Source organism: Enterobacter sp. 22466, from assembly GCF_052044775.1.
In the GTDB taxonomy this organism is placed as follows: domain Bacteria; phylum Pseudomonadota; class Gammaproteobacteria; order Enterobacterales; family Enterobacteriaceae; genus Enterobacter; species Enterobacter dissolvens.
In genome coordinates this window covers 1-26,424 of sequence record NZ_JBQENX010000013.1, presented here as the reverse complement: position 1 = coordinate 26,424, position 26,424 = coordinate 1, and the positions used below count along the sequence as shown (strand labels likewise).

The following is a 26,424-nucleotide window of genomic DNA, read 5'->3' as shown; positions in this document are numbered from 1 at the left end:
TTCTCCCATGAAAAAAGATATTCACCCGAAATACGAAATGATTACTGCAAACTGCTCTTGCGGTAACTCTATCCAGATCCGCTCCACCGTGGGTCACGATCTGAACCTGGACGTGTGCGGCAAATGCCACCCGTTCTACACTGGTAAGCAGCGTGACGTTGCAACCGGTGGCCGTGTTGACCGCTTCAACAAGCGTTTCAGCATCCCGGGCGCTAAATAAGTTTCCCGAAAAAAAGGCACCGCAAGGTGCCTTTTTTGTATCCGCTAATCAGTATTCCCACGTCTCCGGGTCGATACCCAGTTCACGCATGATCACCTTCGCCTCTTCCGGGATTTCGTCGCTACGCTCTTTGCGCAGGTCGTCATCGTTCGGCAACGGTTGGCCGGTAAACGCATGCAGAAACGCTTCGCACAGCAGTTCGCTGTTGGTTGCGTGGCGCAGGTTGTTCACCTGACGACGCGTACGTTCATCGGTGAGGATCTTCAACACCTTCAGAGGAATGGAAACCGTAATTTTCTTTACTTGCTCACTCTTCTTACCGTGCTCAGCGTATGGGCTGATATATTCGCCGCTCCATTCAGCCATGAGATACCTTTAATCCTCTCAGTCATTAATCTAAAGGTGCAAAACCTGTAACCATCGGTTTTGAACCGTAAACCTGCGTAGTTTACCGTAGAGACGATACCGTGGCACGGATATTGCCGCTGCAGCGTGCACTAAAGCATATAATTTTAACGGCTATTTGCGCATTGCTCAATCTATACGCAAAGAAGTTTAGATGTCCAGATGTATTGACGTCCATACTTTCAATGTTTACTCTGGTGCCTGACTTTTCACCTAATTAGCCAGGAAGCCTTCACCATGACGCGTAAACAGGCCACCATCGCAGTGCGTAGCGGATTGAATGATGACGAGCAGTACGGCTGTGTTGTCCCGCCGATTCATCTTTCCAGTACCTACAATTTCACCGGATTTAATGAACCCCGTGCGCATGACTACTCGCGTCGTGGCAACCCTACGCGCGACGTGACCCAACGCGCGCTGGCGGAACTGGAAGGTGGCGCAGGGGCAGTATTAACCAATACCGGCATGTCTGCCATTCATCTGGTGACCACCGTGTTCCTGAAACCGGGCGATCTGCTGGTTGCGTCGCACGACTGTTACGGCGGCAGCTATCGTCTGTTTGATAGTCTGGCAAAACGCGGTTGTTACCGGGTGTTGTTTGTCGATCAAAATGACGAACAGGCGCTGAAACAGGCGCTGGCAGAGAAGCCGAAGCTGGTGCTGGTGGAAAGTCCAAGCAATCCATTGTTGCGCGTTGTCGATATTGCGAAAATTTGTCAGCTCACAAGGGATGCGGGAGCGATAAGTGTAGTGGATAATACGTTCCTCAGTCCGGCCCTTCAGAACCCACTGGCGCTGGGTGCAGATCTGGTATTGCATTCATGCACTAAATATCTGAACGGTCATTCTGATGTGGTCGCGGGTGTGGTGATTGCAAAAGATCCCGACGTTGTCACCGAACTGGCATGGTGGGCCAATAACATTGGCGTCACCGCCGGGGCCTTCGACAGCTATCTGCTGTTACGCGGGATTCGCACGCTGTCGCCGCGTATGGAGGTGGCACAGCGCAATGCCCAGGCGATTGTCGATTTCCTGAAAACGCAGCCGCTGGTGAAGAAGCTTTATCACCCGTCGCTGCCTGAAAACCAGGGGCACGAGATTGCCGCGCGTCAGCAGAAAGGGTTTGGCGCGATGTTAAGTTTTGAACTGGACGGTGACGAGCAAACGCTGCGTCGCTTCCTGAGCGGGCTGTCATTGTTTACGCTGGCGGAATCGTTGGGTGGGGTTGAAAGTTTAATCTCCCACGCCGCGACCATGACGCACGCAGGTATGGCACCAGAGGCACGTGCCGCCGCCGGTATTTCTGAGACGCTGCTGCGGATCTCAACCGGTATTGAAGATTCTGAAGATTTAATTGCCGATCTGGAAAATGGCTTCCGGGTCGCAGCCAAGGGGTAATCATGAGTGTGATAGCGCAGGCAGGGGCGAAGGGTCGTCAACTGCACAAGTTTGGTGGTAGTAGTCTTGCTGATGTGAAGTGTTACCTGCGCGTTGCAGGGATCATGACAGAGTATTCACAGTCGGGTGACATGATGGTTGTCTCTGCGGCGGGCAGCACCACCAACCAGCTGATTAGCTGGCTGAAATTGAGCCAGACCGATCGCCTCTCTGCGCATCAGGTGCAACAGTCCTTACGCCGTTACCAGAGCGAGCTGATTGCCGGTTTGCTGCCCGCAGACGTGGCGGATGGGCTGATTAGCGCTTTTACGCATGACCTTGAGCGTCTGGCCGCCCTGCTGGACAGCGGTATTACCGATGCGGTGTACGCCGAAGTGGTGGGCCACGGTGAAGTGTGGTCTGCGCGTCTGATGGCCGCCGTGCTGCAACATCTGGGCGTTGAGGCAGCCTGGCTCGACGCGCGTGATTTCCTGCGTGCCGAACGCGCCGCACAGCCACAGGTGGATGAAGGTCTATCCTACCCGCTGCTGCAACAGTTGCTGGTACAGCATCCGGGTAAACGCATTGTGGTGACCGGCTTTATCAGCCGCAGCAATGCCGGGGAAACCGTGCTGTTGGGGCGTAACGGCTCTGACTACTCGGCGACGCAAATCGGTGCCCTGGCGGGCGTGTCCCGCGTCACCATCTGGAGTGACGTCGCCGGTGTTTACAGCGCTGATCCACGCAAGGTGAAAGACGCCTGCCTGCTGCCGCTGCTGCGCCTGGATGAAGCCAGCGAGCTGGCACGTTTAGCCGCGCCAGTTCTTCACGCGCGTACGCTGCAGCCGGTTTCCGGCAGCGATATCGATCTGCAGCTGCGCTGCAGTTACACCCCGGATCAGGGCTCCACGCGCATCGAACGCGTGCTGGCATCCGGTACGGGGGCGCGTATTGTCACCAGCCACGACGACATTTGCCTGATTGAGTTCCAGGTCCCGGCGGGCCAGGACTTCAAACTGGCGCATAAAGATATCGACACGATCCTCAAACGTGCTCAGGTGCGTCCGCTGGCGGTTGGCGTACATAACGACCGTCAACTGCTGCAGTTCTGTTACACCGCCGAAGTGGCGGACAGCGCGCTGAAAATTCTGGATGAAGCGGGCCTGCCGGGCGAGCTTCGTCTGCGTCAGGGGCTGGCGCTGGTGGCGATGGTGGGCGCGGGCGTCACCCGTAACCCACTGCACTGCCACCGCTTCTGGCAACAGCTGAAAGGGCAGCCGGTTGAATTTACCTGGCAGTCGGAAGAGGGCATCAGCCTCGTTGCCGTCCTGCGTAAAGGGCCAACTGAGAGCCTGATTCAGGGTCTGCATACCTCTCTGTTCCGTGCGGAAAAACGCATCGGCCTGGTGCTGTTCGGTAAAGGCAACATCGGTTCTCGCTGGCTGGAGCTGTTCGCGCGCGAGCAGGTCACGCTCTCAGCACGTACCGGCTTTGAGTTTATCCTCGCCGGGGTGGTGGACAGCCGCCGCAGTCTGTTGAACTACGAAGGGCTGGATGCCAGCCGCGCGCTTGCCTTCTTTAACGATGAAGCGGTTGAACAGGACGAAGAGTCGCTGTTCCTGTGGATGCGCGCGCACCCGTATGACGATCTGGTGGTGCTGGACGTAACCGCCAGCGAACAACTTGCCGATCAGTATCTTGATTTCGCCAGCCACGGTTTCCACGTTATCAGTGCGAACAAACTGGCGGGGGCAAGCAGCACCGACAAATACCGTCAGATCCACGACGCGTTCGAAAAAACCGGTCGTCACTGGCTCTATAATGCCACCGTAGGTGCGGGTCTGCCGGTTAACCATACCGTGCGCGATCTGATTGAAAGCGGCGACAGCATCCTGGCGTTGAGCGGTATTTTCTCCGGTACGCTCTCCTGGCTTTTCCTGCAGTTTGATGGCACCGTGCCGTTCACTGACCTGGTGGATCAGGCGTGGCAGCAGGGGTTAACCGAACCCGATCCCCGCGTCGACCTCTCCGGTAAAGACGTGATGCGTAAGCTGGTGATCCTGGCGCGTGAAGCCGGTTATGACATTGAACCTGGTTCTGTTCGCGTCGAGTCGCTGGTGCCGGCGGGCTGTGAGGAAGGATCTATTGACCACTTCTTTGAAAACGGTGATGAGCTGAACGAGCAGATGCTGCAACGTCTGGAAGCGGCAAACGAGATGGGGCTGGTGCTGCGCTATGTGGCGCGTTTCGAGGCCAACGGTAAAGCGCGTGTGGGGGTTGAGGCGGTGCGTCCTGAACATCCGCTGGCGGCGCTGCTGCCGTGCGATAACGTCTTTGCAATCGAAAGCCGCTGGTACCGCGATAACCCACTGGTGATCCGTGGCCCGGGGGCAGGGCGCGATGTCACCGCCGGGGCGATCCAGTCGGACATCAATCGTCTCGCTAAATTACTGTAACCCCTGTCTTTCCCTCTCCCTGTGGGAGAGGGTTAGGGTGAGGGCATCAGACCGCACTCACCCCCCATCATGAATTTTCTTCATCTTCCCTGAGCATTCCTCACCGTTATTGTTGATTATTTCTGTTGACGTCCCTCCGCTTTTCCGTCATTTTTACATCTGGACGTCTAAACGTATAGAAGTTCACAACACAACAAACAACGACACGCGAAAGATAGAGGTAAGGTATGAGCTTTTTTCACGCCAACCAGCGGGAAGCCCTGAATCAGAGCCTGGCCGAAGTAAACGGCCAGATTAACGTCTCTTTTGAATTTTTCCCGCCGCGCACCAGTGAAATGGAGCAAACCCTCTGGAGCTCTATCGATCGCCTGAGCAGCCTGAAACCGAAGTTTGTCTCCGTGACCTACGGTGCGAACTCCGGCGAGCGTGACCGTACGCACAGCATTATCAAGGGCATCAAGGATCGTACCGGTCTGGAAGCGGCTCCTCACCTGACCTGTATCGACGCCACCCGTGATGAATTGCGTGCTATCGCTCAGGATTACTGGAACAACGGGATTCGTCATATCGTCGCCCTGCGCGGCGACCTGCCGCCGGGTAGCGGTAAGCCCGAAATGTATGCGGCGGATCTGGTCGCGCTGCTGAAAGAGGTTGCCGATTTTGATATCTCCGTCGCAGCGTACCCGGAAGTGCATCCGGAAGCGAAAAGCGCTCAGGCCGACCTCCTTAACCTGAAGCGTAAAGTGGATGCCGGTGCGAACCGGGCCATTACTCAGTTCTTCTTTGATGTGGAAAGCTATCTGCGCTTCCGTGACCGCTGCGTTTCTGCGGGCATCGACGTTGAAATTATCCCGGGTATTCTGCCGGTCTCTAACTTCAAACAGGCGAAGAAATTTGCCGATATGACCAACGTACGCATTCCACTGTGGATGTCCAAAATGTACGAAGGGCTGGATGATGATCCGGAAACGCGCAAGCTGGTGGGTGCCAACATCGCGATGGACATGGTGAAAATTTTAAGCCGTGAAGGGGTAAAAGATTTCCACTTCTACACGCTGAACCGCGCGGAGATGAGCTACGCCATTTGTCATACGCTCGGCGTTCGTCCGGCGTAGCGCGCATAAAGCCCTCATATAAAGGGGGCTTTTTAGTCTGGCTAAAAGTTAAAAGGTATTAGCTATCGAATCTGTGGATTAATTCAACTATATCTTATTGCTAGTGGTGTATATCGTAACGGTAACACTGTAAAAGGGAGCATAGCGATGAGCACGTCAGACGAGAGCAATAAAGCGGCATCAGTCGGCAAATGCCCGTTCCATCAGGGCGGCGTCGATCACAGCGCGGGGGCAGGTACAGGCAGCCGTGACTGGTGGCCAAAACAACTCCGCATCGATCTTCTTAACCAACACTCCAATCGTTCGAACCCTCTGGGTGAAGACTTCGACTACCGCAAAGAATTTAGCAAGCTGGATTACTCTGCCCTTAAGGGCGATCTCAAAGCACTCTTAACCGACTCTCAACCGTGGTGGCCTGCCGACTGGGGAAGCTATGCGGGCCTGTTTATTCGCATGGCCTGGCACGGTGCGGGTACCTATCGCTCGGTGGACGGGCGTGGTGGTGCTGGACGCGGTCAACAGCGCTTTGCGCCGCTGAACTCCTGGCCAGATAACGTCAGTCTGGATAAAGCTCGCCGTCTGCTGTGGCCGATCAAGCAAAAATACGGTCAAAAAATCTCCTGGGCCGATCTGTTCATTCTTGCGGGCAACGTGGCGCTGGAAAACTCCGGCTTCCGTACCTTTGGTTTTGGTGCCGGGCGTGAAGATGTCTGGGAACCGGATCTCGACGTCAACTGGGGTGATGAAAAAGCCTGGCTGACCCATCGTGACCCGGAAGCGCTGGCGAAACGTCCTCTGGCGGCCACTGAAATGGGGCTGATCTACGTTAACCCGGAAGGGCCAAACGCCAGCGGTGAACCGCTGTCAGCGGCGGCAGCCATCCGCGCAACCTTCGGCAACATGGGGATGAACGACGAAGAGACCGTGGCGCTGATCGCTGGTGGTCATACGCTCGGCAAGACCCACGGCGCGGGTGAAGCAACGCACGTTGGCACAGACCCGGAAGCGTCTCCGATTGAAGCGCAGGGCCTGGGCTGGGCCAGCACGCATGGTACCGGTGTAGGTGCAGATGCCATTACTTCCGGTCTGGAAGTCATCTGGTCACAAACCCCAACCCAGTGGAGCAACTACTTCTTCGAGAACCTGTTCAAATATGAATGGGTGCAAACCCGCAGCCCGGCCGGTGCGATTCAGTTTGAAGCCGTGGACGCGCCTGAGATCATGCCAGACCCGTTCGACCCGTCGAAAAAACGCAAACCCACCATGCTGGTTACCGACCTGACGCTGCGTTTTGACCCGGAATTCGAAAAAATTTCCCGTCGCTTCCTGAACGATCCGCAGGCCTTCAACGAAGCATTTGCGCGCGCGTGGTTCAAACTGACTCACCGCGATATGGGGCCGAAATCGCGTTATCTTGGCCCGGAAGTGCCGAAAGAAGATCTGATCTGGCAGGATCCGCTGCCGGAGGCAGTATTCAATCCGACCAAAGAGGACATTGAGAGCCTGAAAGCGGAAATTGCAGCATCCGGGCTCTCCGTGAGCGAACTGATTTCCGTGGCATGGGCGTCGGCCTCAACCTTCCGCGGCGGCGACAAGCGTGGCGGTGCCAACGGTGCGCGTCTGGCACTTGCGCCTCAGCGCAACTGGGATGTTAATGCCGCAGCCGTACGTGCATTGCCTGCTCTGGAAGCTATTCAGCGCACCACCAATAAAGCCTCACTGGCCGATATCATCGTGCTGGCGGGTGTGGTAGGCGTTGAGCAGGCGGCGAAAGCGGCAGGCGTTTACGTCACCGTACCGTTCACGCCGGGTCGTGTGGATGCGCGTCAGGATCAGACGGATATCGAGATGTTTAATCTGCTCGAACCGATTGCCGACGGTTTCCGCAACTACCGTGCGCAGGTGGATGTTTCCACCACCGAATCGCTGCTGATTGATAAAGCCCAGCAGCTGACGCTGACCGCGCCAGAACTGACGGTGCTGATTGGCGGCCTGCGCGTACTGGGTGCAAACTTCGATGGCGGTAAGAACGGTGTGTTCACCAATCGCGAAGGCGTGCTGAGCAACGATTTCTTCGTCAATCTGCTGGATATGAACACCCAGTGGAAGGCGACCGATGAATCGAACGAGCTGTTTGCCGGAAGCGATCGCACCAGCGGTGAAGTGAAATACACTGCCACCCGCGCTGACCTGGTCTTCGGCTCTAACGCCGTTCTCCGCGCGCTGGCAGAGGTGTACGCCAGCAGTGATGCTCACGAGAAGTTTGTCCGCGACTTCGTAGCGGCGTGGGCGAAGGTGATGGATCTGGACCGTTTTGACGTGAAATAACCATTGAGCCGGGTACGCGTAGCGCACCCGGCTTTTTTGTTACTCCCACTCCTGCAGGAAACGCTGCCCATACTGGTCGGCGACCAGCAGCGCCGCATAAACCTGATCCGGCGACACGCCACCCGGCATGTTGTGGATGGTCTCTCCCTCAGCGCAAGACGCTTCGGCAATCAGGCGCATTTTGGCCGGAATGTCTTCTTTGATGTTCAGCTGCGCCAGCGTGATCGGTAATCCAACGCTGTGGCAAAGCGCCGCGACGGTTTCGATCTCCTCAACCGGTGCGTTTTCCAGCACCAGTTGCGTCAGCGTACCAAACGCCACTTTTTCACCGTGATAGAAGTGATGCGCATCCGGCACTGCCGTCATCCCGTTGTGAATGGCATGCGCTGCCGCCAGCCCGCCGCTTTCAAACCCTACGCCGCTCAGATAGGTATTGGCTTCGATAATGCGTTCCAGCGCCGGGGTCACTACGTGCTGCTCGGCGGCCAGCATCGCTTTTTCTCCCTCTTCAATCAGCGTGTTGTAGCACAGCTCGGCGAGCGCTAACGCGGCCTGCGTACACTTGCCGCCCGCCATGGTGGTCGCGCCACTGCGGGAACAGGCACGCGCTTCAAACCAGGTGGCAAGGGCATCGCCAATCCCGGCGGCCAGCAGACGCGGCGGCGCACCTGCCACCACTTTGGTGTCGACAATCACCATATTGGGGTTATGCGGCAGCATCAGATAGCGTTCAAATTCGCCGCTGTCGGTGTAAATCACAGAAAGGGCGCTGCACGGGGCATCGGTGGAGGCGATAGTCGGGGCGATAGCGACCGGCACGTCCATAACATGTGCCAGCGCTTTGGCGGTATCCAGCGTTTTACCGCCGCCAATACCCAGCACCGCCATGCAGTCCGCACTGTCGGCCAGTTTTTTCAGACGATCGATCTCATTCTGCGAGCATTCGCCGCCAAACGGCGCGATTTCGGCATCTAGCTCTGCATTTTTAAAACTCTGGCGCAGGGTCTCTTCGGCAAAACCCAGCACAAATTTATCGCCAACAACCAGCCAGCGTGTAGCCAGAGGTTTCAGATAGTCGCCGAGACGGGTGAGAACATCAGCGCCCTGGATATATTTCCCCGGCGATTGAATGATACGGTCCATAACATATCTCCCTTAGAGGTTGAGGTTACCAAACGCGTTTTTCCAGTCCTGCTCGAACTTCTCTACCGCTGACTCTACCGCCGGTGTGCCGAGCATTTGTTGCGCTACGTCTAAGGGAAGCGTGATAGCTTCACATCCGGCGAGCAGGCAGTCCAGCGCCTGGCGTGGCGTTTTGAAGCTGGCTGCCAGCACCTTGCTCTCCGGTGCATGCTGTTCCAGCAGGGATTGCAGCTCCTGAACCATGCGAATACCGTCCCCGCCCTGGGCATCTACGCGGTTTACATATGGCGCGACATAGTTTGCCCCGGCCAGTGCAGCCAGCAGGCCTTGCGCGGCGCTGTATACGGCGGTCCCCAACGTAGTAATGCCCGCTGTTTTTAGCGCCTTAATGGCGATGAGCCCCTGGGCGGTGACCGGGATTTTCACCACGATATCCGGGATGGCATTGCTCAGGCGTTTGGCTTCGTCCACCATGCCTTCTGCGTCGCGGCTCATTGTTTGGGCAAATAGCGTGCCTTCTGGCCCAATGGCGTTTTGCAGGCGCGGCAGTACCTCCCAGACAGACTCACAGCTGGCGGCAATGATGCTCGGATTGGTGGTGACGCCTGCGATGGGGAAAATGCGCGCAAGGCGTTCAACTTCCGCCACGTTGGCGGTATCCAGATACAGTTCCATTATTTTTCCTTAAGTCAAAAAGATTGATTTAAGGATAAGGCGGAGCGGCAGGCAGGATATACAGGTCAATTTTGCCAAATACTGGACAAATGTAATGTGCTTAGCGATGTGCGATGCCGATCACAGTGCTAGTTTTTGGCGGTTAACTGGCTGTGATACTGGCGGCGATATTCGGAAGGAGAACGTTCGGTGTGTTTGCGAAACAGGCGGCAGAAGTAGTTGCTGTCCATAAAACCGCATCGTGCGGCGATATCCTTGATTTTGAGATCGTAGCCTTTAAGCAACTGTCGGGCATGTTCAAGACGGGTTTGGGTCAGGTATTCGTTGAATCCGACACTGCCAACTTTCTGAAAGAGATGGGAAAGATAGTTTGGGGAGATGTAGAACGCCTGCGCCACCGATTCGCGCGTTAACAAAGAGGCGTGATGTTCGTCGATATAGCTACGAACCGCTTCGAAGAGCGCGCGGCTGCGGTTGGCGGTATGGATGTCGCTCCCCAAAAGATCCCGGCAGTGGCTGAGCAGGCTCAGTACTACCAGCCTGGCGGTCTCTTGTTAATCCGGTTGCATCTGTAGCTCGGCCAGCGTCTGGAGGAGAAAAGCACCGGTTCGCGGCCCACGTCGGGCAACCTGTACCTGTTGCAAAAGCGTATGCTCACACTGTAACTCGATGACCATTTGCTGCTTACCGAAGTGTATTTGCAGGAAGTTAGCCGGGTGATGAACAATGTGTCCGGAGGAGGAAAATATCGCCTCACAGGGGTTATTCAGGGTAATGACAAGGCAGGGCGCTGTTCGGGAGGGCTGTCCAGCCGGGGCTGAGAAATGAATCTGACCCAGCGATAACGTGCGGTTAACCAGATCTTTCAAAATTCGGGTGATATCGGAATGCATCAGGAGACTACCGAAATTTGCCGGGTGGCGCTGACGCTTACCCGGCCTACCTGTCGTAGGCCCGGCAAGCGAAGCGCCGCCGGGCAGTGAGCATTAACCGGTGTTACGCATACCCGCTGCAACGCCCGCAATCGTCACCATCAGCGCTTGTTCAACGCGTGGATCCGGCTCTTTCCCTTCTTCTTCCGCCAGACGCGAACGGTGCAGCAGCTCTGCCTGCAGAACGTTCAGCGGGTCGGTATAGATGTTACGCAGCTGGATAGACTCGGCAATCCACGGCAGGTCTTCCATCAGGTGGGAATCGTTAGCAATATCCAGCACCACCTTGATGTCGCCTTGTAGCAGCTCGCGCAGCTCTTTACCCAGTGCCCACAGCTCAGGCTTCACCAGACGCTGATCGTAATATTCCGCCAGCCACAGGTCAGCTTTCGAGAAGACCATCTCCAGCATACCCAGACGGGTAGAGAAGAACGGCCAGTCGCGGCACATGGTTTCCAGCTCACTCTGTTTACCGTCTTCCACCACCTTCTGGAGCGCCGCACCGGCACCCAGCCAGGCTGGCAGCATCAGACGGTTTTGCGTCCAGGCGAAGATCCACGGGATCGCACGCAGAGACTCCACACCGCCGGTTGGGCGACGCTTAGCCGGACGTGAACCCAGCGGCAGTTTACCCAGCTCCTGCTCTGGCGTTGCAGAGCGGAAGTAAGGCACGAAATCTTTGTTTTCACGCACGTAGCCGCGGTACAGATCGCAGGAGATATCCGACAGCTCGTCCATGATATGGCACCAGGACGCTTTCGGCTCTGGCGGTGGTAGCAGGTTCGCTTCCAGAATCGCACTGGTATAAAGCGACAGGCTGCTGATGGTCACTTCCGGCAGACCGTATTTGAAGCGGATCATCTCACCCTGTTCGGTGACGCGCAGCCCGCCTTTCAGGCTTCCCGGCGGCTGTGACAGCAGTGCCGCGTGCGCAGGCGCACCGCCGCGACCAATGGAGCCACCGCGACCGTGGAAAAGGGTCAGCTCAATACCGGCTTTCTCGCAGGTTTTGATCAGGGCGTCCTGCGCCTGATACTGCGCCCAGGAGGCGGCCATCACGCCTGCATCTTTTGCGGAGTCAGAATAGCCGATCATCACCATCTGTTTGCCCTGAATAAAGCCGCGATACCAGTCGATATTGAGCAACTGGGTCATCACGTCGTTGGCGTTGTTCAGGTCGTCGAGGGTCTCAAATAGTGGCGCTACAGGCAGAGCGTAGTCGATACCGGCTTCTTTCAGCAGAAGGTGAACGCCCAGCACGTCGGACGGGGTTTTCGCCATGGAGATCACATAGGCGGCCACCGATCCTTTCGGCGCATCAACGATCGCTTTACAGGTGTTGAGCACTTCGCGGGTTTCGTTGCTTGGCTCCCAGTTGCGCGGCAGCAGAGGACGCTTAGAGTTCAGCTCGCGGATCAGGAAGGCCTGTTTGTCGGCTTCAGACCAGCTTTCATAGTCGCCGATGCCGAGATAGCGGGTCAGTTCGCCCAGCGCTTCGGTATGGCGGGTGCTCTCCTGACGCACGTCGATACGCACCAGCGGCACGCCAAAACACTTCACGCGGCGCAGGGTGTCGAGCAGTTCGCCATTGGCGATGATGCCCATGCCACAGGCCTGCAGTGATTTATAGCAGGCGTATAGCGGCTCCCAGAGCTGTTCGTTCTGGCTCAGGAGACCTTCTGGCTTCGGCAAGCGCTGGCCTTTCAGGCGTGCTTCCAGCCAGGCCTGGGTCGCCATCAGCTGGCTACGCAGTTTTTTCATCAGGAAACGATACGGCTCGCTGGCACCTTCTTCACCGGCCAGCGCGCGCAGTTCTGGCGTCGCTTCCACCATCGACAGCTCGGAGATCAGCACATGAATATCTTTCAGGAACAGATCGGTGGCTTTCCAGCGACTCAGCAGCAGCACGTGGCGGGTGATTTCTGCCGTCACGTTCGGGTTACCGTCACGGTCGCCGCCCATCCAGGAGGTAAAGCGTACCGGGACAAAATCCACCGGCAGGCGGTAGCCCAGGTTCGCTTCCAGCTGTTCGTTCAGCTCACGCAGGTAGTTCGGAACGCCTTCCCACAGGCTGTTTTCCACCACTGCAAAGCCCCATTTGGCCTCGTCTACCGGGCTTGGGCGATGCTTACGAATTTCATCGGTGTGCCAGGACTGAGCAATCAGCTGGCGCAGACGGCGCATCAGCTGGTTACGTTCGTAGTCGGCAATGTCTTTGTTATCCAACTGCTTCAGGCAGTTGTTCACTTCGACCATTTTGTGGATCAGGGTGCGACGGGTGATTTCGGTTGGGTGGGCGGTCAGCACCAGCTCCAGCGAAAGGGATTCCACCGCTTTTTTGATGGTGGCTTCGTTGAGGTTTGGCTGGTCTTTGAGTTTACGAAGCGTACGGGCAATGACTTCCGGGTTGCTGGCAGCTTCGCCGTTTGGCGAAATGCTGTGGTATTGCTCAGCCGTGTTTGCCAGGTTCAGGAACTGGCTGAATGCGCGTGCAACAGGCAGCAGCTCATCGTTAGAGAGGTTCTGCAAGGTGGTGAGCAGCTCCTGACGACTCGCTTCGTTACCGGCACGGGAAGATTTAGACAGCTTGCGGATGGTTTCAACGCGGTCGAGGATGTTTTCCCCCAACGCATCTTTGATGGTATCTCCAAGCACTTTGCCGAGCATACTGACATTACTACGCAACGCGGAATATTGTTCGTTCATAAAAACCCAGTCACCCCATCATTTTTGTTTATGCCCATGCGAAAATCTTCTGGACATTATTTTGTCATCTCCCTTTATAAAGCCACGTAAAACCCCCGTCGTCAATTGCTGCGAAAACGGTTCAGCAAACGAATAAATGCAGGCAATTTACGAAATTTAATTCGCATTGCGTCAGATAAGAGATGCTTATGGGAATGTGACGGAGATCGCGGGATTTGTTGCCCTCACCCTAACCCTCTCCCACCGGGAGAGGGGACTAATCGGTGCGGTTTTAATGCCAGCAGAAGTGATGCACGACCTGGGTAATCAGTTCGCGGGTTGGCTTGATAAAACGGGTTTCCAGATATTCATCCGGCTGGTGCGCCTGGTTGATGGAGCCAGGGCCAAGTACCAGCGTCGGGCACAGCGTCTGAATAAACGGCGCTTCGGTGCAGTAGTTCACCACATCGGTTTTCTCGCCGAGCAGTTTTTCCACCACCTCAACCAGCTGATGATCCGGTGGACATTCATAACCCGGGATCGGCGGATGCAGCTCAGACACCGTCAGGCGACCTGGCCAGCGTTCACTTACCGGGGCCAGCGCTTCGGTCAGCAAACCGTCGAGATCGCTTAACGTCATGCCCGGCAGCGGACGGATGTCCATGTGCAGCTCACAGCAGGCGCAGATACGGTTGGAAGCATCACCACCGTGCAGACTGCCGAGGTTCAGTGTCGGATACGGCACGGTGAAGGCGTCGTAGTGGTACCGCTCTTTCAGTTCGTCGCGCAGAGTCATGATGCGGCCGATGGCGTCGTGCATCAGCTCAATGGCGTTGACGCCACGCGCCGGATCGCTGGAGTGGCCGGACTGGCCCATCACGCGCACCGCCGTGGAGATATGGCCCTTATGCGCACGGATCGGTTGTAATGACGTTGGCTCACCGATGATGGCGCAATCCGGGCGAATAGAGGTATTTTCTGAGAAGTAACGTGCCCCCGCCATGCTGGTCTCTTCGTCGGCGGTCGCCAGAATGTAGAGCGGCTTTTTCAGTTTGGTCACGTCTACATCACGCAGCGCGTCAAGGATAAAGGCGAAAAAGCCTTTCATGTCGGCCGTGCCCAGCCCGTAGAGTTTGTTGTCATGCTCGGTCAGGGTAAATGGGTCGCGGGTCCAGCGGCCATCATCAAAGGGCACAGTGTCGGTATGACCGGCCAGCAGAAGGCCGCCTGCGCCGTGTCCGGTACTGGCGAGCAGGTTAAATTTATGGCGTGTTCCGGGAACAGGCTGAACCTCAACGTTAAAGCCAAGATCGCTAAACCAACCCGCCAGAAGATTGATTAAAGACTCATTGCTCTGATCCAGCGCTTCTTCGGTCGCGCTGATGGAGGGTGTGGCAATCAGGGCGCGGTAAATCTCGATAAATGGCGGTAAGTTCATTTTCATTGTTGACACACCTTAGGTCGTGATAGTATCAATATTCATGCAATAAATGTGAATAAAAATACATTAACGTTGAGCATAAAGGAACCCGATGTTGAATACGCTGATTGTAGGCGCTAGCGGTTATGCGGGCGCAGAGCTTGTAAGCTACGTGAATCGCCATCCACATATGACCATAACCGCTTTGACCGTGTCAGCGCAAAGCAATGATGCAGGAAAGTTAATTTCCGATTTGCATCCGCAGCTTAGGGGCATTGTCGATCTGCCGCTGCAGCCGATGTCTGACATCAGCGAGTTCACTGACGGCGTCGACGTGGTGTTTTTGGCCACCGCGCACGAGGTCAGTCATGACCTGGCGCCGCAATTCCTGGCGGCCGGTTGCGTAGTGTTCGACCTCTCCGGCGCGTTCCGTGTTAACGACGGCGCGTTCTACGAAAAATATTATGGCTTCACCCATCAGCACCCGGACCTGCTTGCAAAAGCCGTGTATGGGCTGGCGGAGTGGAGCGCAGACAAGCTGAAAGAAGCGGATCTGATTGCCGTCCCGGGCTGCTACCCGACGGCCGCACAGCTTTCTCTGAAGCCGCTGATCGACGCAGACCTGCTGGATCTGAATCAGTGGCCGGTGATCAACGCCACCAGTGGCGTCAGCGGTGCCGGACGCAAGGCCGCTATCTCTAACAGCTTCTGCGAAGTCAGCCTGCAGCCGTATGGCGTGTTTAATCACCGCCATCATCCGGAAATCACCACCCATCTGGGTGCGGATGTCATCTTTACGCCGCATCTGGGCAGTTTCCCGCGTGGGATCCTCGAAACCATTACCTGCCGCCTGAAACCGGGTGTGACCAAAGCGCAGGTGAGCGAGGTCTTTACTCGGGCGTATGCGGATAAACCGCTGGTGCGTCTGTATGACAAAGGCGTGCCCGCCCTGAAAAACGTGGTTGGCCTGCCGTTCTGCGATATCGGCTTTGCCGTGCAGGGCGAGCATCTGATCGTGGTGGCAGCAGAAGATAACTTACTCAAAGGCGCTGCCGCTCAGGCAATGCAATGTGCAAATATTCGTTTCGGTTTCCCGGAAACACAGGCTCTTATTTAAGGTGTGATGATGAACCCATTAATTATCAAACTCGGTGGTGTACTGCTGGACAGCGAAGAAGCGCTGGAGCGTCTGTTTACCGCGCTGGTTAACTATCGCGAATCACATCAACGTCCGCTGGTGATTGTCCATGGCGGCGGCTGCGTGGTGGATGAGCTGATGAAAGGGCTCAACCTGCCGGTGAAAAAGAAAAATGGCCTGCGCGTGACGCCTGCCGACCAGATTGACATCATCACCGGTGCGCTGGCAGGTACGGCGAATAAAACCCTGTTGTCCTGGGCGAAGAAACACCACATTGCCTCCGTTGGCCTCTATCTGGGCGATGGCGACAGCGTAAAAGTGACCCAGCTCGATGAAGAGCTCGGCCATGTTGGACTGGCACAGCCAGGTTCGCCTAAGCTGATTAACACGTTGCTGGAAGGCGGTTTCCTGCCGGTGGTGAGCTCTATCGGGGTGACCGAAGAAGGTGAGCTGATGAACGTGAATGCGGACCAGGCGGCAACGGCGCTGGCCGCGACGCTGGGCGCGGATCTGATCCTGCTCTCCGACGTGAGCGGTATTCTGGACGGCAAAGGTCAGCGCATCGCGGAAATGACCGCGGCAAAAGCCGAACAGCTGATCGCCCAGGGCATTATCACCGACGGGATGATCGTCAAAGTAAATGCGGCACTGGATGCCGCCCGTACGCTCGGACGCCCGGTGGATATCGCCTCCTGGCGTCACGCGGAGCAGCTTCCGGCGCTGTTTAACGGCACGCCGATTGGCACGCGTATTCTTGCGTAATCGATTTAATGTTTTGTAGGCCCGGTAAGCGCAGCGCCACCGGGCAATGAAATTCAAAGATATTAAGGAAGCATGTTATGGCACTTTGGGGTGGGCGTTTTACACAGGCAGCGGATCAACGGTTCAAACAGTTCAACGACTCTTTGCGCTTCGACTACCGCCTGGCCGAACAGGATGTCGTCGGCTCTGTGGCCTGGTCCAAAGCGCTGGTGACGGTAGGCGTACTGACCGCAGAGGAACAGCTGCAACTGGAAGAGGCGCTCAATAATCTGCTGGAAGAAGTGCGTCTGGATCCGCAGCAAATCCTGCAGAGCGATGCCGAAGATATTCACAGCTGGGTGGAAGGGAAGCTCATCGACAAAGTCGGCCAGCTGGGTAAAAAGCTGCATACCGGCCGTAGCCGTAACGATCAGGTCGCCACCGATCTGAAATTGTGGTGTAAAGATACCGTTGGCGAACTGCTGGCGGCTAACCGTCAGCTGCAGAGCGCGCTGGTGGAAACGGCGCAGAACAACCAGGACGCGGTGATGCCGGGTTATACCCACCTGCAGCGCGCGCAGCCGGTAACCTTTGCCCACTGGTGTCTGGCCTATGTCGAGATGCTGGCGCGTGATGAAAGCCGTCTGCAGGATACCCTGAAGCGTCTGGACGTCAGCCCGCTGGGAAGCGGTGCACTGGCGGGTACGGCATATGAAATCGACCGTGAGCAGCTGGCAGGCTGGCTGGGCTTTGCCTCTGCCACCCGTAACAGCCTGGACAGCGTCTCTGACCGTGACCACGTGCTGGAACTGCTGTCGAATGCCTCTATCGGCATGGTCCACCTGTCACGCTTTGCCGAAGACCTGATCTTCTTTAACTCTGGCGAAGCCGGATTTGTTGAGCTGTCTGACCGTGTGACATCCGGCTCTTCCCTGATGCCGCAGAAGAAAAACCCGGATGCGCTGGAGCTGATCCGCGGTAAGTGTGGCCGCGTGCAGGGCGCGCTGACCGGCATGATGATGACCCTGAAAGGGCTGCCGCTGGCGTACAACAAAGATATGCAGGAAGACAAAGAAGGGCTGTTCGACGCGCTCGACACCTGGCTGGACTGCCTGCATATGGGCGCGCTGGTGCTGGACGGCATTCAGGTGAAACGTCCGCGTTGCCAGGAAGCGGCGCAGCAGGGTTATGCAAACGCGACCGAACTGGCGGATTACCTGGTGGCGAAAGGGGTACCGTTCCGTGAAGCACACCATATTGTAGGCGAAGCGGTCGTGGAAGCGATTCGTCAGGGGAAACCGCTGGAAGATCTGGCGCTTGCCGACCTGCAGAAATTCAGTGCGGTGATCGGGGAGGATGTGTATCCGATTCTTTCGTTGCAGTCATGTCTGGATAAGCGTGCGGCGAAAGGTGGAGTCTCGCCGAAGCAGGTGGCGCAGGCGATTGCGGACGCGAAAAACCGGTTGGTTTGATTTGTGCGGGCTGGTGCCCTCACCCCGGCCCTCTCCCACAGGGAGAGGGAGCAAACACTAAAAATGGCAACTTCGGTTGCCATTTTGCTTTTACCCCCGGGCTTTTTTACGCAAAAAAAATGCGGACCACGGGGTCCGCAAAAGTTCACGTTGGCTTTAGTTGTTCGAGTTTTGAGAGAAACTCGCTGACGGTGCGGGGACGTCAAGGGTCAAACACGTGCCGCCTCGTCTATGTGGTGTATTATTCAACAGAATGCTTGATAGGGATAATCGTTCGTTGCTATGCTATCTATCGCCATGAACTATCGTGGCGACGGAGGATGAATAATGAATATTCGTGATCTTGAATACCTGGTAGCGTTAGCCGAGCATCGCCACTTTCGCCGTGCGGCAGATTCCTGCCACGTCAGCCAGCCTACGCTGAGCGGTCAGATCCGCAAGCTGGAAGATGAGCTGGGCGTGATGCTGCTGGAGCGCACCAGTCGTAAAGTGCTGTTCACTCAGGCGGGATTGCTGCTGGTGGATCAGGCGCGCACCGTGCTGCGCGAGGTCAAAGTGCTCAAGGAAATGGCAAGTCAGCAAGGGGAGACCATGTCCGGCCCGCTGCATATTGGCCTGATCCCAACCGTTGGTCCGTACCTTCTGCCGCACATCATTCCGATGCTGCACCAGACGTTCCCGAAACTCGAAATGTATCTGCATGAAGCGCAAACCCATCAGCTGCTGGCACAGTTAGATAGCGGCAAGCTCGACTGCGCCATTCTGGCGCTGGTAAAAGAGAGCGAAGCCTTTATCGAAGTGCCGCTGTTTGACGAGCCGATGATGCTGGCGATCTACGAAGATCACCCGTGGGCGAACCGCGATCGCGTGCCAATGGCCGATCTTGCCGGTGAAAAGTTGCTGATGCTGGAAGATGGTCACTGCCTGCGCGATCAGGCGATGGGCTTCTGTTTTGAAGCGGGTGCGGATGAAGATACCCATTTCCGCGCAACCAGCCTGGAAACGCTGCGCAATATGGTGGCGGCGGGAAGTGGTATTACGTTGCTGCCTGCGCTGGCCGTGCCGCGCGAGCGTAAACGTGACGGTGTGGTTTACCTGCCGTGCATTAAGCCAGAGCCGCGTCGTACCATTGGGCTGGTTTATCGCCCGGGATCACCGCTGCGCAGCCGCTATGAGCAGCTGGCAGAGGCCATCCGTGGTGCGATGGATGGCCATTTTGACAACGCGTTAAAACAGGCGGTTTAAACCGTTCAGCGCGGCGACCCGATAGGCTTCCGCCATGGTCGGGTAGTTAAAGGTGGTGTTAACGAAGTACTCAATGGTGTTACCGCCACCTTTTTGCTCCATTATCGCCTGGCCGATATGAATGATTTCCGCCGCGCGTTCACCAAAGCAGTGAATACCGAGGATCTCTTTCGTCTCGCGATGGAACAGGATCTTCAGCGTTCCCACGCTCATGCCCACAATTTGCGCCCGCGCCAGATGTTTAAACTGGGCGCGACCCACTTCGTAAGGCACCTTCATGGAGGTCAGCTGCTGCTCGGTTTTCCCCACGGAGCTGATTTCCGGAATGGTGTAAATCCCTGTCGGAATATCTTCGATCAGATGCGCCGTCGCTTCGCCTTTTACCAGCGCCTGCGCCGCAATGCGCCCCTGGTCATAAGCCGCGGATGCCAGGCTCGGGTAACCAATCACGTCACCGACCGCGTACACATGCGGCAGGGCAGTCTGGTACATGCTGTTGACCTTCAACTGACCACGACTGTCCGTTTCCAGACCGATGTTTTCCAGCGCCAGTGAATCGGTATTACCGGTACGGCCGTTGGCATACAGCAGGCAGTCGGCTTTCAGCTTTTTGCCAGACTTCAGATGCATGATCACACCGTCGTCGCAGCCTTCTATTTTTTCGTACTCTTCGTTGTGGCGAATCACCACACCGCTGTTCCAGAAGTGGTAGGAGAGGGAGTCTGACATCTCCTGATCAAGGAAAGCCAGCAGGCGGTCGCGGGTGTTAATCAGATCAACTTTGACATCCATTCCGCGGAAAATAGACGCATATTCACACCCGATCACCCCCGCGCCATAGATAATCACATGACGTGGTTCATGGTGCAGGCTGAGGATGGAATCGCTGTCGTAGATGCGCGGGTGTGAGAAGTCCACGTCTGCCGGATGGTACGGGCGGGAACCACAGGCGATAACAAATTTTTCAGCGGTCAGGGTTTCAACCGAACCGTCGTGACACTCCAGCGCCAGCGTGTGTTCATCCACAAAATGCGCATTGCCCTGAAGAATTTCGCAGTGGTTACGCTCGTAAAACCCCTGACGCATTCGTGTCTGTTGGTTAATAACGGTATCTGCGTGATTCAGGATATCGGCAAAAGAGGAACGAAGAAGTCGGGAGTGGTCGCTGTAAAGAGGGTTCTGGTTAAATTCAATAATGCGGCTAACGGCGTGGCGGAGGGCTTTGGAAGGGATGGTGCCCCAGTGGGTGCAACCGCCGCCAACATTATGGTAGCGCTCTATAACCGCTACTCTGGCTCCCTGTTTCACCAGTCCCATAGCAGCGCCTTCGCCGCCGGGGCCGGAACCAATAACTATTGCGTCGTAATCGTAGGAATGTGGCATGGCAAGGCTTACCTGTTCTTATACATAAAAGCAACAGAATCATAACATCATTGCCAGAGTAACCCAATTATCGTTGTGCTTTTTTCCGGCAGTGGAGCACAAAGCGCGCGTAAACAATCATTCACAAAGCCAGACAAACAGATTAATTTTATTCTCTGGTATAGTGCCATCAGGCCTTTGGAAGGATTCAACTATCGTGATGGGCGTAAGAGCACAACAAAAAGAGAAAACCCGGCGTTCGCTGGTGGAAGCCGCATTCAGTCAACTGAGTGCTGAGCGGAGTTTTGCCAGTTTGAGCCTGCGTGAAGTCGCACGCGAGGCCGGGATTGCGCCAACGTCCTTCTACCGCCATTTCCGTGATGTGGATGAACTGGGTCTGACCATGGTCGACGAGAGCGGGCTGATGCTGCGCCAGCTTATGCGCCAGGCGCGGCAGCGTATCGCAAAAGGCGGCAGCGTGATCCGCACCTCCGTGTCGACCTTTATGGAATTTATCGGCAACAACCCCAACGCCTTTCGCCTGTTGCTGCGCGAGCGTTCAGGGACGTCAGCGGCATTTCGTGCCGCTGTCGCGCGTGAAATTCAGCATTTCATTGCGGAACTTGCCGACTATCTTGAACTCGAAAACCACATGCCGCGTGCATTCACAGAAGCGCAGGCTGAGGCAATGGTGACGATTGTGTTCAGCGCAGGTGCCGAAGCGCTGGATGTCAGCATTGAACAACGTAAGCAGCTCGAAGAACGACTGGTATTGCAGCTACGGATGATCTCCAAAGGCGCATATTACTGGTATCGCCGTGAACAAGAGAAACTGGCACATCAAACCGAAGAGTGAAGGTGAGTAATGAAACAGTCAGGTCAGGATAAAGGGACGCTGTTGCTGGCATTGATCGCTGGCTTATCCATTAATGGCACGTTTGCCGCTATTTTTAGCTCAATCGTACCCTTCTCTATTTTCCCGCTCATCGCACTGGTGCTGACAGTTTACTGCCTGCATCAGCGTTACCTGAACCGCACCATGCCGGTTGGGTTACCGGGTCTGGCCGCTGCCTGCTTTATTCTGGGCGTGTTGCTGTACAGCACCGTGGTACGCGCCGAGTACCCGGATATTGGCTCTAACTTCTTCCCTGCAGTACTGTCTGTTGCGCTGGTGTTCTGGATCGGCTCTCGCATGCGCAGCCGCAAGAGCCAGTTGCCAGAATAAGATGTGGGGTTGTGTAGGCCGGATAAGCGAAACGCCATCCGGCACAACATTACCGTGCGGTAAGTAAGACGCCACACTCCATATGGTGGGTATACGGGAACTGATCGAACAGCGCCAGACGTTCAACCTTGTGCGTCTGGCTTAATGTTTCCAGGTTCTTGCACAGCGTTTCCGGGTTACAGGAAATGTACAAAATACGCGGGTATGCCTGCACCATCTTCTCGGTTTCGCTGTCCAGGCCGCTGCGCGGCGGATCGACAAAAATCGTCTCGCACTGATAGCTCTTCAGATCGATCCCCTCAAGACGGTTAAACTCGCGCACACCGTTCATGGCCTGCGTAAACTCTTCTGCTGCCATACGAATAATCTGCACGTTGTCGATATGGTTGGCGGCAATGTTGTACTGCGCGGCCGCAACGGACGGTTTGGCAATTTCCGTCGCCAGTACGCGCTCGAAATTGCGCGCCAGTGCCAGCGAGAAGTTGCCATTCCCACAGTACAGCTCAAGCAGATCGCCCTTTGACCCTTCGGTCGCTTTCAGCGCCCACTCCAGCATTTGCACGTTCATCGCCGCGTTAGGTTGGGTGAAGCTGTTCTCTACCTGACGGTAAACCATCTCTTTTCCTGCCACCGACAGGCGCTCATCGATGTAATCCTGATCCAGCATGATTTTGGTTTTTGTCGCGCGGCCAATCAGGTGAACGTTGATGTCTTGCGCCCGCAGCGCATCGCGCAGCGCTTCTGCCTGCTCGCGCCACTCGTCATTAAGCGCCTTGTGGTACAGCAGAGAGACAATGGCCTGATTGCTTTGGGTGGTCAGGTAATCAATCTGGAACAGCTTGTGGCGCAGCACAGGATTGTTGCGGACTCCTTCAATCATTAACGTCATGAGCTGGTTAATCAACTCACTCGCCGCCGGGAAGCTGTCTACCCGAATACGCGATTTGGTCTGCTGATCGAAAATGATGTGGTACAGGTCGTCGCCATCGTGCCAGATGCGGAACTCAGCGCGCATACGGTAGTGGCTGACGGGCGAACGGAACACCTCAGGAACGGGCGCGTTGAACGGCGTCATCATACTTTGCAGGCGGACAACTTTCTCTGCCAGCTGTGCGTCGTACTGTTCTGTCGGGAGGTGTTCGGGGGTCATGATGCGTCCTGAGTGATAAAGAATTACGCGGGGATTGTAGGGATTGTGCAGTGGATGTCCAGATTTAATGGCTAATAGCTATCTGGACATCTATACGTGTCTAATTGTAGCATTCTGTTTCCGGTCTCCTGAGAGTGAAAAGGGAATCCAGTGGAAATCTGGAGCTGACGCGCAGCGGTAAAGACTGGCGGGATGAGAGTTGTAGACACTGTGAAAATGGGAAGTCTTCATCCGTATAACGCCACCTAGCCCGAAGACCTGCCGGGATCACGTCGCATTTGGTTTCATCATCGCGTGCTATAGATGAGGCCTGCGGCATCCTTCTTATATTGTGGATGCTTTAACAATGATTAAAAAAGTATCGCTGTTGACGGCGTTGTCCGTCACGGCATTTTCGGGCTGGGCGCAGGATAGCGCTGACTCGTTGGTGGTGACAGCAAATCGTTTTGAACAACCTCTTAATACCGTTCTGGCGCCCACGTCTGTGGTCACGCGTGATGATATTGAACGCTGGCAATCCACGACCGTTATCGACGTTATGCGCCGCCTGCCGGGTGTGGATACCGCGCAAAACGGCGGAATGGGGCAGTCTTCTTCACTCTTTATTCGTGGCACTAACTCCAGTCATGTTCTTATCCTCGTCGACGGGATCCGCCTTAACCAGGCTGGTGTTACGGGGTCGTCCGACCTCAGCCAGTTCCCTATCGCGCTGGTGCAGCGTATCGAATACATTCGTGGCCCGCGTTCGGCGGTGTATGGCTCCGATGCGATTGGTGGCGTAGTGAACATCATTACCACCCGCGCCAAGGACGGTACGACTCTGAATGCAGGCGTAGGCTCGCATGGTTACCAAAATTATGGCGGCAGTACGCAGCAGACGCTGGGTGACTCCACGCGTGTGACGCTGGCAGGTGATTACACGTATACCAAAGGCTTTGACGTGGTGGCGGACGGCAACAACGGCGGCGTTCCGCAAACCGATCGTGACGGCTACATGAATAAAACGATCTACGGTGCACTTGAGCATGCGTTCTCCGCTCAATGGAGCGGCTTCGTTCGCGGGTATGGCTACAGCAACCGTACTGCCTATGACAATTATTACAATCCAAATGTGCTTGTTGATACCCGTCAGTTATATAGCCAGACCTGGGATGCCGGAGTGCGCTTTAACGACGATATCTTCCATTCGCAGTTGCTTTCCAGTTACAGCCACAGTAAGGACTTTAACTACGATCCGCATCTTGGGCGTTATGACTCCACGGCGACGCTGGATGAAATCAAACAGTACAACGTTCAGTGGACAAACTCTGTGGACGTGGGCCACGGTAATATCGGCGCGGGTATCGACTGGCAGAAGCAGAGTACCGAACCTAACACCAACTACGTGTCGAATGCCTACGACATTCGCAACACGGGCATCTACCTGACCGGGTTGCAGCAGTTTGGTGACGTCACTCTGGAAGGGGCGGTTCGCAGCGACGACAACTCACAGTTTGGTCGCCACGGCACCTGGCAGAGCAGTGCAGGCTGGGAGTTTATTGACGGTTATCGTTTCATTGCCTCTTATGGCACAGCCTATAAAGCACCGAATCAGGGGCAACTCTATGGCTCTTACGGCAATGACCGTCTTGAGCCTGAAGAGAGTAAGCAGTGGGAAGGTGCGTTCGAGGGGCTTACCGCAGGTGTGAACTGGCGTGTGTCGGCTTATCGTAACGATGTTGAGAACCTGATCGACTTCAACAATAACCTAATGGAGTTCTACAACGTCGGCAAGGCACGTATTAAAGGTGTCGAAGCTACTGCCTCGTTTGATACTGGCCCGGTCATGCATACTGTCGGTTATGACTATGTTGATGCCCGCAATGCGGCAACCAACCAGCTGCTGGACCGCCGTGCTAAGCAGCAGGTGAAGTACCAGCTTGATACCCAGATCTATGATTTTGACTGGAGCCTGACTTATCACTACCTGGGTACGCGCTACGATACCGACTTCGGTACCTGGCCGAGTCAGAAGGTCAAAATGGGAGGGGTAAGTCTGTGGGATGTCGCAGTTTCATATCCTGTCACCTCTCACCTTACAGTTCGTGGTAAAATAGCCAACCTGTTCGATAAAGATTACGAGACAGTTTATGGCTACCAAACTGCAGGACGGGAATACACCTTGTCTGGCAGCTACACCTTCTAATCCGCGTCCCACCGTGCTGGTATTTGATTCCGGCGTCGGTGGGCTTTCGGTCTATGATGAGATTCGGCATCTCCTGCCGGATCTCCATTATATCTACGCCTTCGATAACGTCGCTTTCCCTTATGGGGAGAAGAGCGAGGACTTTATTGTTGAGCGTGTCGTTGAAATCGTCACCGCAGTACAGCAGCGTTATCCCCTGGCGCTGGCGGTCATCGCCTGTAATACCGCAAGCACGGTATCGCTGCCAGCCTTGCGCGCAAAATTTCAGTTCCCGGTTGTGGGTGTCGTTCCTGCTATAAAGCCAGCTGCGCGCCTGACGGCGAATGGTATTGTGGGTCTGCTGGCTACGCGCGGTACGGTGAAGCGTCCTTATACGCGTGAATTGATCGATCGTTTTGCCAATGAATGTCAGATCGCGATGCTCGGTTCGGCAGAGCTGGTGGAGATGGCTGAAGCGAAGCTGCATGGCAAGACGGTGTCACTTGAGGAGCTGCGTCGTATTCTTCGCCCGTGGCTGCGTATGCCGGAACCTCCGGATACCGTCGTACTGGGCTGCACTCACTTCCCGCTCTTACAGGAAGAATTGTTAGAAGTACTGCCGGAGGGAACGCGTCTGGTGGATTCCGGTGCGGCTATTGCCCGTCGTACTGCCTGGCTGCTGGAACATGAAGCGCCGGATGCCAAATCTGCCGATGCGAATATCGCTTTTTGTATGGCATTAACAACTGAGACTGAGCAACTTTTACCCGTTCTGCGCCGTTATGGGTTTGAAACGCTCGAAAAACTCGCGCTGTAGCACGGTTTTGAGCAAAAAAGAGACGGTTGAACGTTTTTTTTTAAAGAGGGGTTGTCAACGTCTGAGAACTCCCTATAATGCGCCTCCACTGACACGGAACAACGGCTTGCAAGCCGCCGGGTTAGCGGGGTTCAGAGATGAATGCCGACAGAGAAAAGTGAAAATAATCACTTGACTCTGAATGAGGAAAACGTATTATACGGGACCTCGCAACGGTGAGCGAAAGCCGCGTTGCACTGCTCTTTAACAATTTATCAGACAATCTGTGTGGGCACTCAAAGTGACATGGATTCTTAATGTCTTCGGACACTAAATGAATACCAAGTCTCAACGAGTGAACACGTAATTCATTAC

The 26,424-nt window shown here is 55.7% G+C and carries 20 protein-coding genes, 1 pseudogene and 1 riboswitch; of the genes and pseudogenes, 13 read left to right on the top strand and 8 right to left on the bottom strand.

What is annotated here, in order from left to right:
* Window positions 1-7 precede the first annotated feature (7 nt).
* Window positions 8-220, top strand: a complete 213-nt coding sequence (rpmE, locus tag ACTJJI_RS23685; RefSeq protein WP_003862040.1) for a 50S ribosomal protein L31 — start codon at window positions 8-10, stop codon at window positions 218-220.
* A 48-nt stretch (window positions 221-268) separates the two neighbouring features.
* Here the strand turns inward: rpmE and metJ are convergent, their stop codons facing one another.
* Window positions 269-586 (bottom strand): met regulon transcriptional regulator MetJ, encoded by a 318-nt coding sequence (metJ, locus tag ACTJJI_RS23680; protein ID WP_003862042.1) that lies wholly within the window; start codon window positions 584-586, stop codon window positions 269-271.
* A 276-nt stretch (window positions 587-862) separates the two neighbouring features.
* On the opposite strand from metJ, the gene metB reads away from it, so the two are divergent.
* From metB to katG, 4 genes are all read left to right on the top strand, one after another.
* Window positions 863-2,023 (top strand): cystathionine gamma-synthase, encoded by a 1,161-nt coding sequence (metB, locus tag ACTJJI_RS23675; protein WP_440655782.1) that lies wholly within the window; start codon window positions 863-865, stop codon window positions 2,021-2,023.
* A 2-nt stretch (window positions 2,024-2,025) separates the two neighbouring features.
* Window positions 2,026-4,458 (top strand): bifunctional aspartate kinase/homoserine dehydrogenase II, encoded by a 2,433-nt coding sequence (locus tag ACTJJI_RS23670; protein ID WP_440655780.1) that lies wholly within the window; start codon window positions 2,026-2,028, stop codon window positions 4,456-4,458.
* Window positions 4,459-4,685: 227 nt separating this feature from the next.
* A complete protein-coding gene (gene metF / locus ACTJJI_RS23665) occupies window positions 4,686-5,573 on the top strand; it encodes a methylenetetrahydrofolate reductase (protein WP_014833750.1) in 888 nt (295 codons plus the stop codon).
* Window positions 5,574-5,720: 147 nt separating this feature from the next.
* Window positions 5,721-7,901 carry a catalase/peroxidase HPI gene (gene katG / locus ACTJJI_RS23660; protein ID WP_046889515.1) on the top strand — a complete coding sequence of 727 codons (2,181 nt, stop codon included), beginning with the start codon at window positions 5,721-5,723 and terminating at the stop codon, window positions 7,899-7,901.
* A 39-nt stretch (window positions 7,902-7,940) separates the two neighbouring features.
* On the opposite strand, the gene gldA is transcribed toward katG, so the two are convergent.
* The 5 genes and pseudogenes from gldA to argE form a co-directional block, all read right to left on the bottom strand.
* Window positions 7,941-9,044: a bifunctional L-1,2-propanediol dehydrogenase/glycerol dehydrogenase gene (gldA, locus tag ACTJJI_RS23655; RefSeq protein WP_063412575.1), complete on the bottom strand. Its 1,104-nt coding sequence runs from the start codon at window positions 9,042-9,044 to the stop codon at window positions 7,941-7,943.
* A 12-nt stretch (window positions 9,045-9,056) separates the two neighbouring features.
* Window positions 9,057-9,719, bottom strand: a complete 663-nt coding sequence (gene fsa, locus ACTJJI_RS23650; RefSeq protein ID WP_440655777.1) for a fructose-6-phosphate aldolase — start codon at window positions 9,717-9,719, stop codon at window positions 9,057-9,059.
* Window positions 9,720-9,847: 128 nt separating this feature from the next.
* Window positions 9,848-10,612: pseudogene (locus ACTJJI_RS23645) on the bottom strand (helix-turn-helix transcriptional regulator).
* A 93-nt stretch (window positions 10,613-10,705) separates the two neighbouring features.
* Window positions 10,706-13,357, bottom strand: a complete 2,652-nt coding sequence (gene ppc / locus ACTJJI_RS23640) for a phosphoenolpyruvate carboxylase (RefSeq protein WP_014833745.1) — start codon at window positions 13,355-13,357, stop codon at window positions 10,706-10,708.
* Between the two features lie 271 nt (window positions 13,358-13,628).
* Window positions 13,629-14,780 carry an acetylornithine deacetylase gene (gene argE / locus ACTJJI_RS23635; RefSeq protein WP_013099301.1) on the bottom strand — a complete coding sequence of 384 codons (1,152 nt, stop codon included), beginning with the start codon at window positions 14,778-14,780 and terminating at the stop codon, window positions 13,629-13,631.
* Between the two features lie 88 nt (window positions 14,781-14,868).
* On the opposite strand from argE, the gene argC reads away from it, so the two are divergent.
* The 4 genes from argC to oxyR all read left to right on the top strand — a co-directional run bounded on the left by argC (window position 14,869) and on the right by oxyR (window position 19,352).
* Entirely contained in the window at window positions 14,869-15,873 is a 1,005-nt protein-coding gene (gene argC / locus ACTJJI_RS23630; RefSeq protein WP_050860298.1) for an N-acetyl-gamma-glutamyl-phosphate reductase, read from the top strand.
* Between the two features lie 6 nt (window positions 15,874-15,879).
* The gene (gene argB / locus ACTJJI_RS23625) at window positions 15,880-16,656 is read left to right on the top strand and encodes an acetylglutamate kinase (RefSeq protein WP_020686923.1); all 777 of its coding nucleotides are present in this window, start codon (window positions 15,880-15,882) and stop codon (window positions 16,654-16,656) included.
* 77 nt (window positions 16,657-16,733) lie between these two features.
* Complete coding sequence (gene argH, locus ACTJJI_RS23620) at window positions 16,734-18,107, top strand: argininosuccinate lyase (RefSeq protein ID WP_063412579.1); 1,374 nt, start codon at window positions 16,734-16,736, stop codon at window positions 18,105-18,107.
* Between the two features lie 327 nt (window positions 18,108-18,434).
* A complete protein-coding gene (gene oxyR / locus ACTJJI_RS23615; protein WP_014833742.1) occupies window positions 18,435-19,352 on the top strand; it encodes a DNA-binding transcriptional regulator OxyR in 918 nt (305 codons plus the stop codon).
* Here oxyR and sthA read toward each other — a convergent pair.
* Window positions 19,335-20,735, bottom strand: coding sequence for a Si-specific NAD(P)(+) transhydrogenase (sthA, locus tag ACTJJI_RS23610; RefSeq protein ID WP_014833741.1), 1,401 nt, complete (start codon window positions 20,733-20,735; stop codon window positions 19,335-19,337). The genes oxyR and sthA overlap by 18 nt on opposite strands.
* Before the next feature lie 196 nt (window positions 20,736-20,931).
* On the opposite strand from sthA, the gene fabR reads away from it, so the two are divergent.
* Together fabR and ACTJJI_RS23600 are read left to right on the top strand one after the other, a co-directional pair.
* A complete protein-coding gene (gene fabR, locus ACTJJI_RS23605; protein WP_008501784.1) occupies window positions 20,932-21,570 on the top strand; it encodes an HTH-type transcriptional repressor FabR in 639 nt (212 codons plus the stop codon).
* Between the two features lie 9 nt (window positions 21,571-21,579).
* Window positions 21,580-21,939 (top strand): YijD family membrane protein, encoded by a 360-nt coding sequence (locus tag ACTJJI_RS23600; protein WP_008501783.1) that lies wholly within the window; start codon window positions 21,580-21,582, stop codon window positions 21,937-21,939.
* A 49-nt stretch (window positions 21,940-21,988) separates the two neighbouring features.
* Here the strand turns inward: ACTJJI_RS23600 and trmA are convergent, their stop codons facing one another.
* A complete protein-coding gene (gene trmA / locus ACTJJI_RS23595) occupies window positions 21,989-23,089 on the bottom strand; it encodes a tRNA (uridine(54)-C5)-methyltransferase TrmA (RefSeq protein WP_046889510.1) in 1,101 nt (366 codons plus the stop codon).
* Between the two features lie 104 nt (window positions 23,090-23,193).
* Window positions 23,194-23,369: riboswitch (cobalamin riboswitch) on the top strand.
* Window positions 23,370-23,435: 66 nt separating this feature from the next.
* On the opposite strand from trmA, the gene btuB reads away from it, so the two are divergent.
* Window positions 23,436-25,274, top strand: a complete 1,839-nt coding sequence (gene btuB, locus ACTJJI_RS23590) for a TonB-dependent vitamin B12 receptor BtuB (protein WP_192545194.1) — start codon at window positions 23,436-23,438, stop codon at window positions 25,272-25,274.
* Entirely contained in the window at window positions 25,219-26,070 is an 852-nt protein-coding gene (gene murI / locus ACTJJI_RS23585; RefSeq protein ID WP_440655771.1) for a glutamate racemase, read from the top strand. The genes btuB and murI overlap by 56 nt, the downstream gene beginning before the upstream one ends.
* Window positions 26,071-26,424 lie beyond the last annotated feature (354 nt).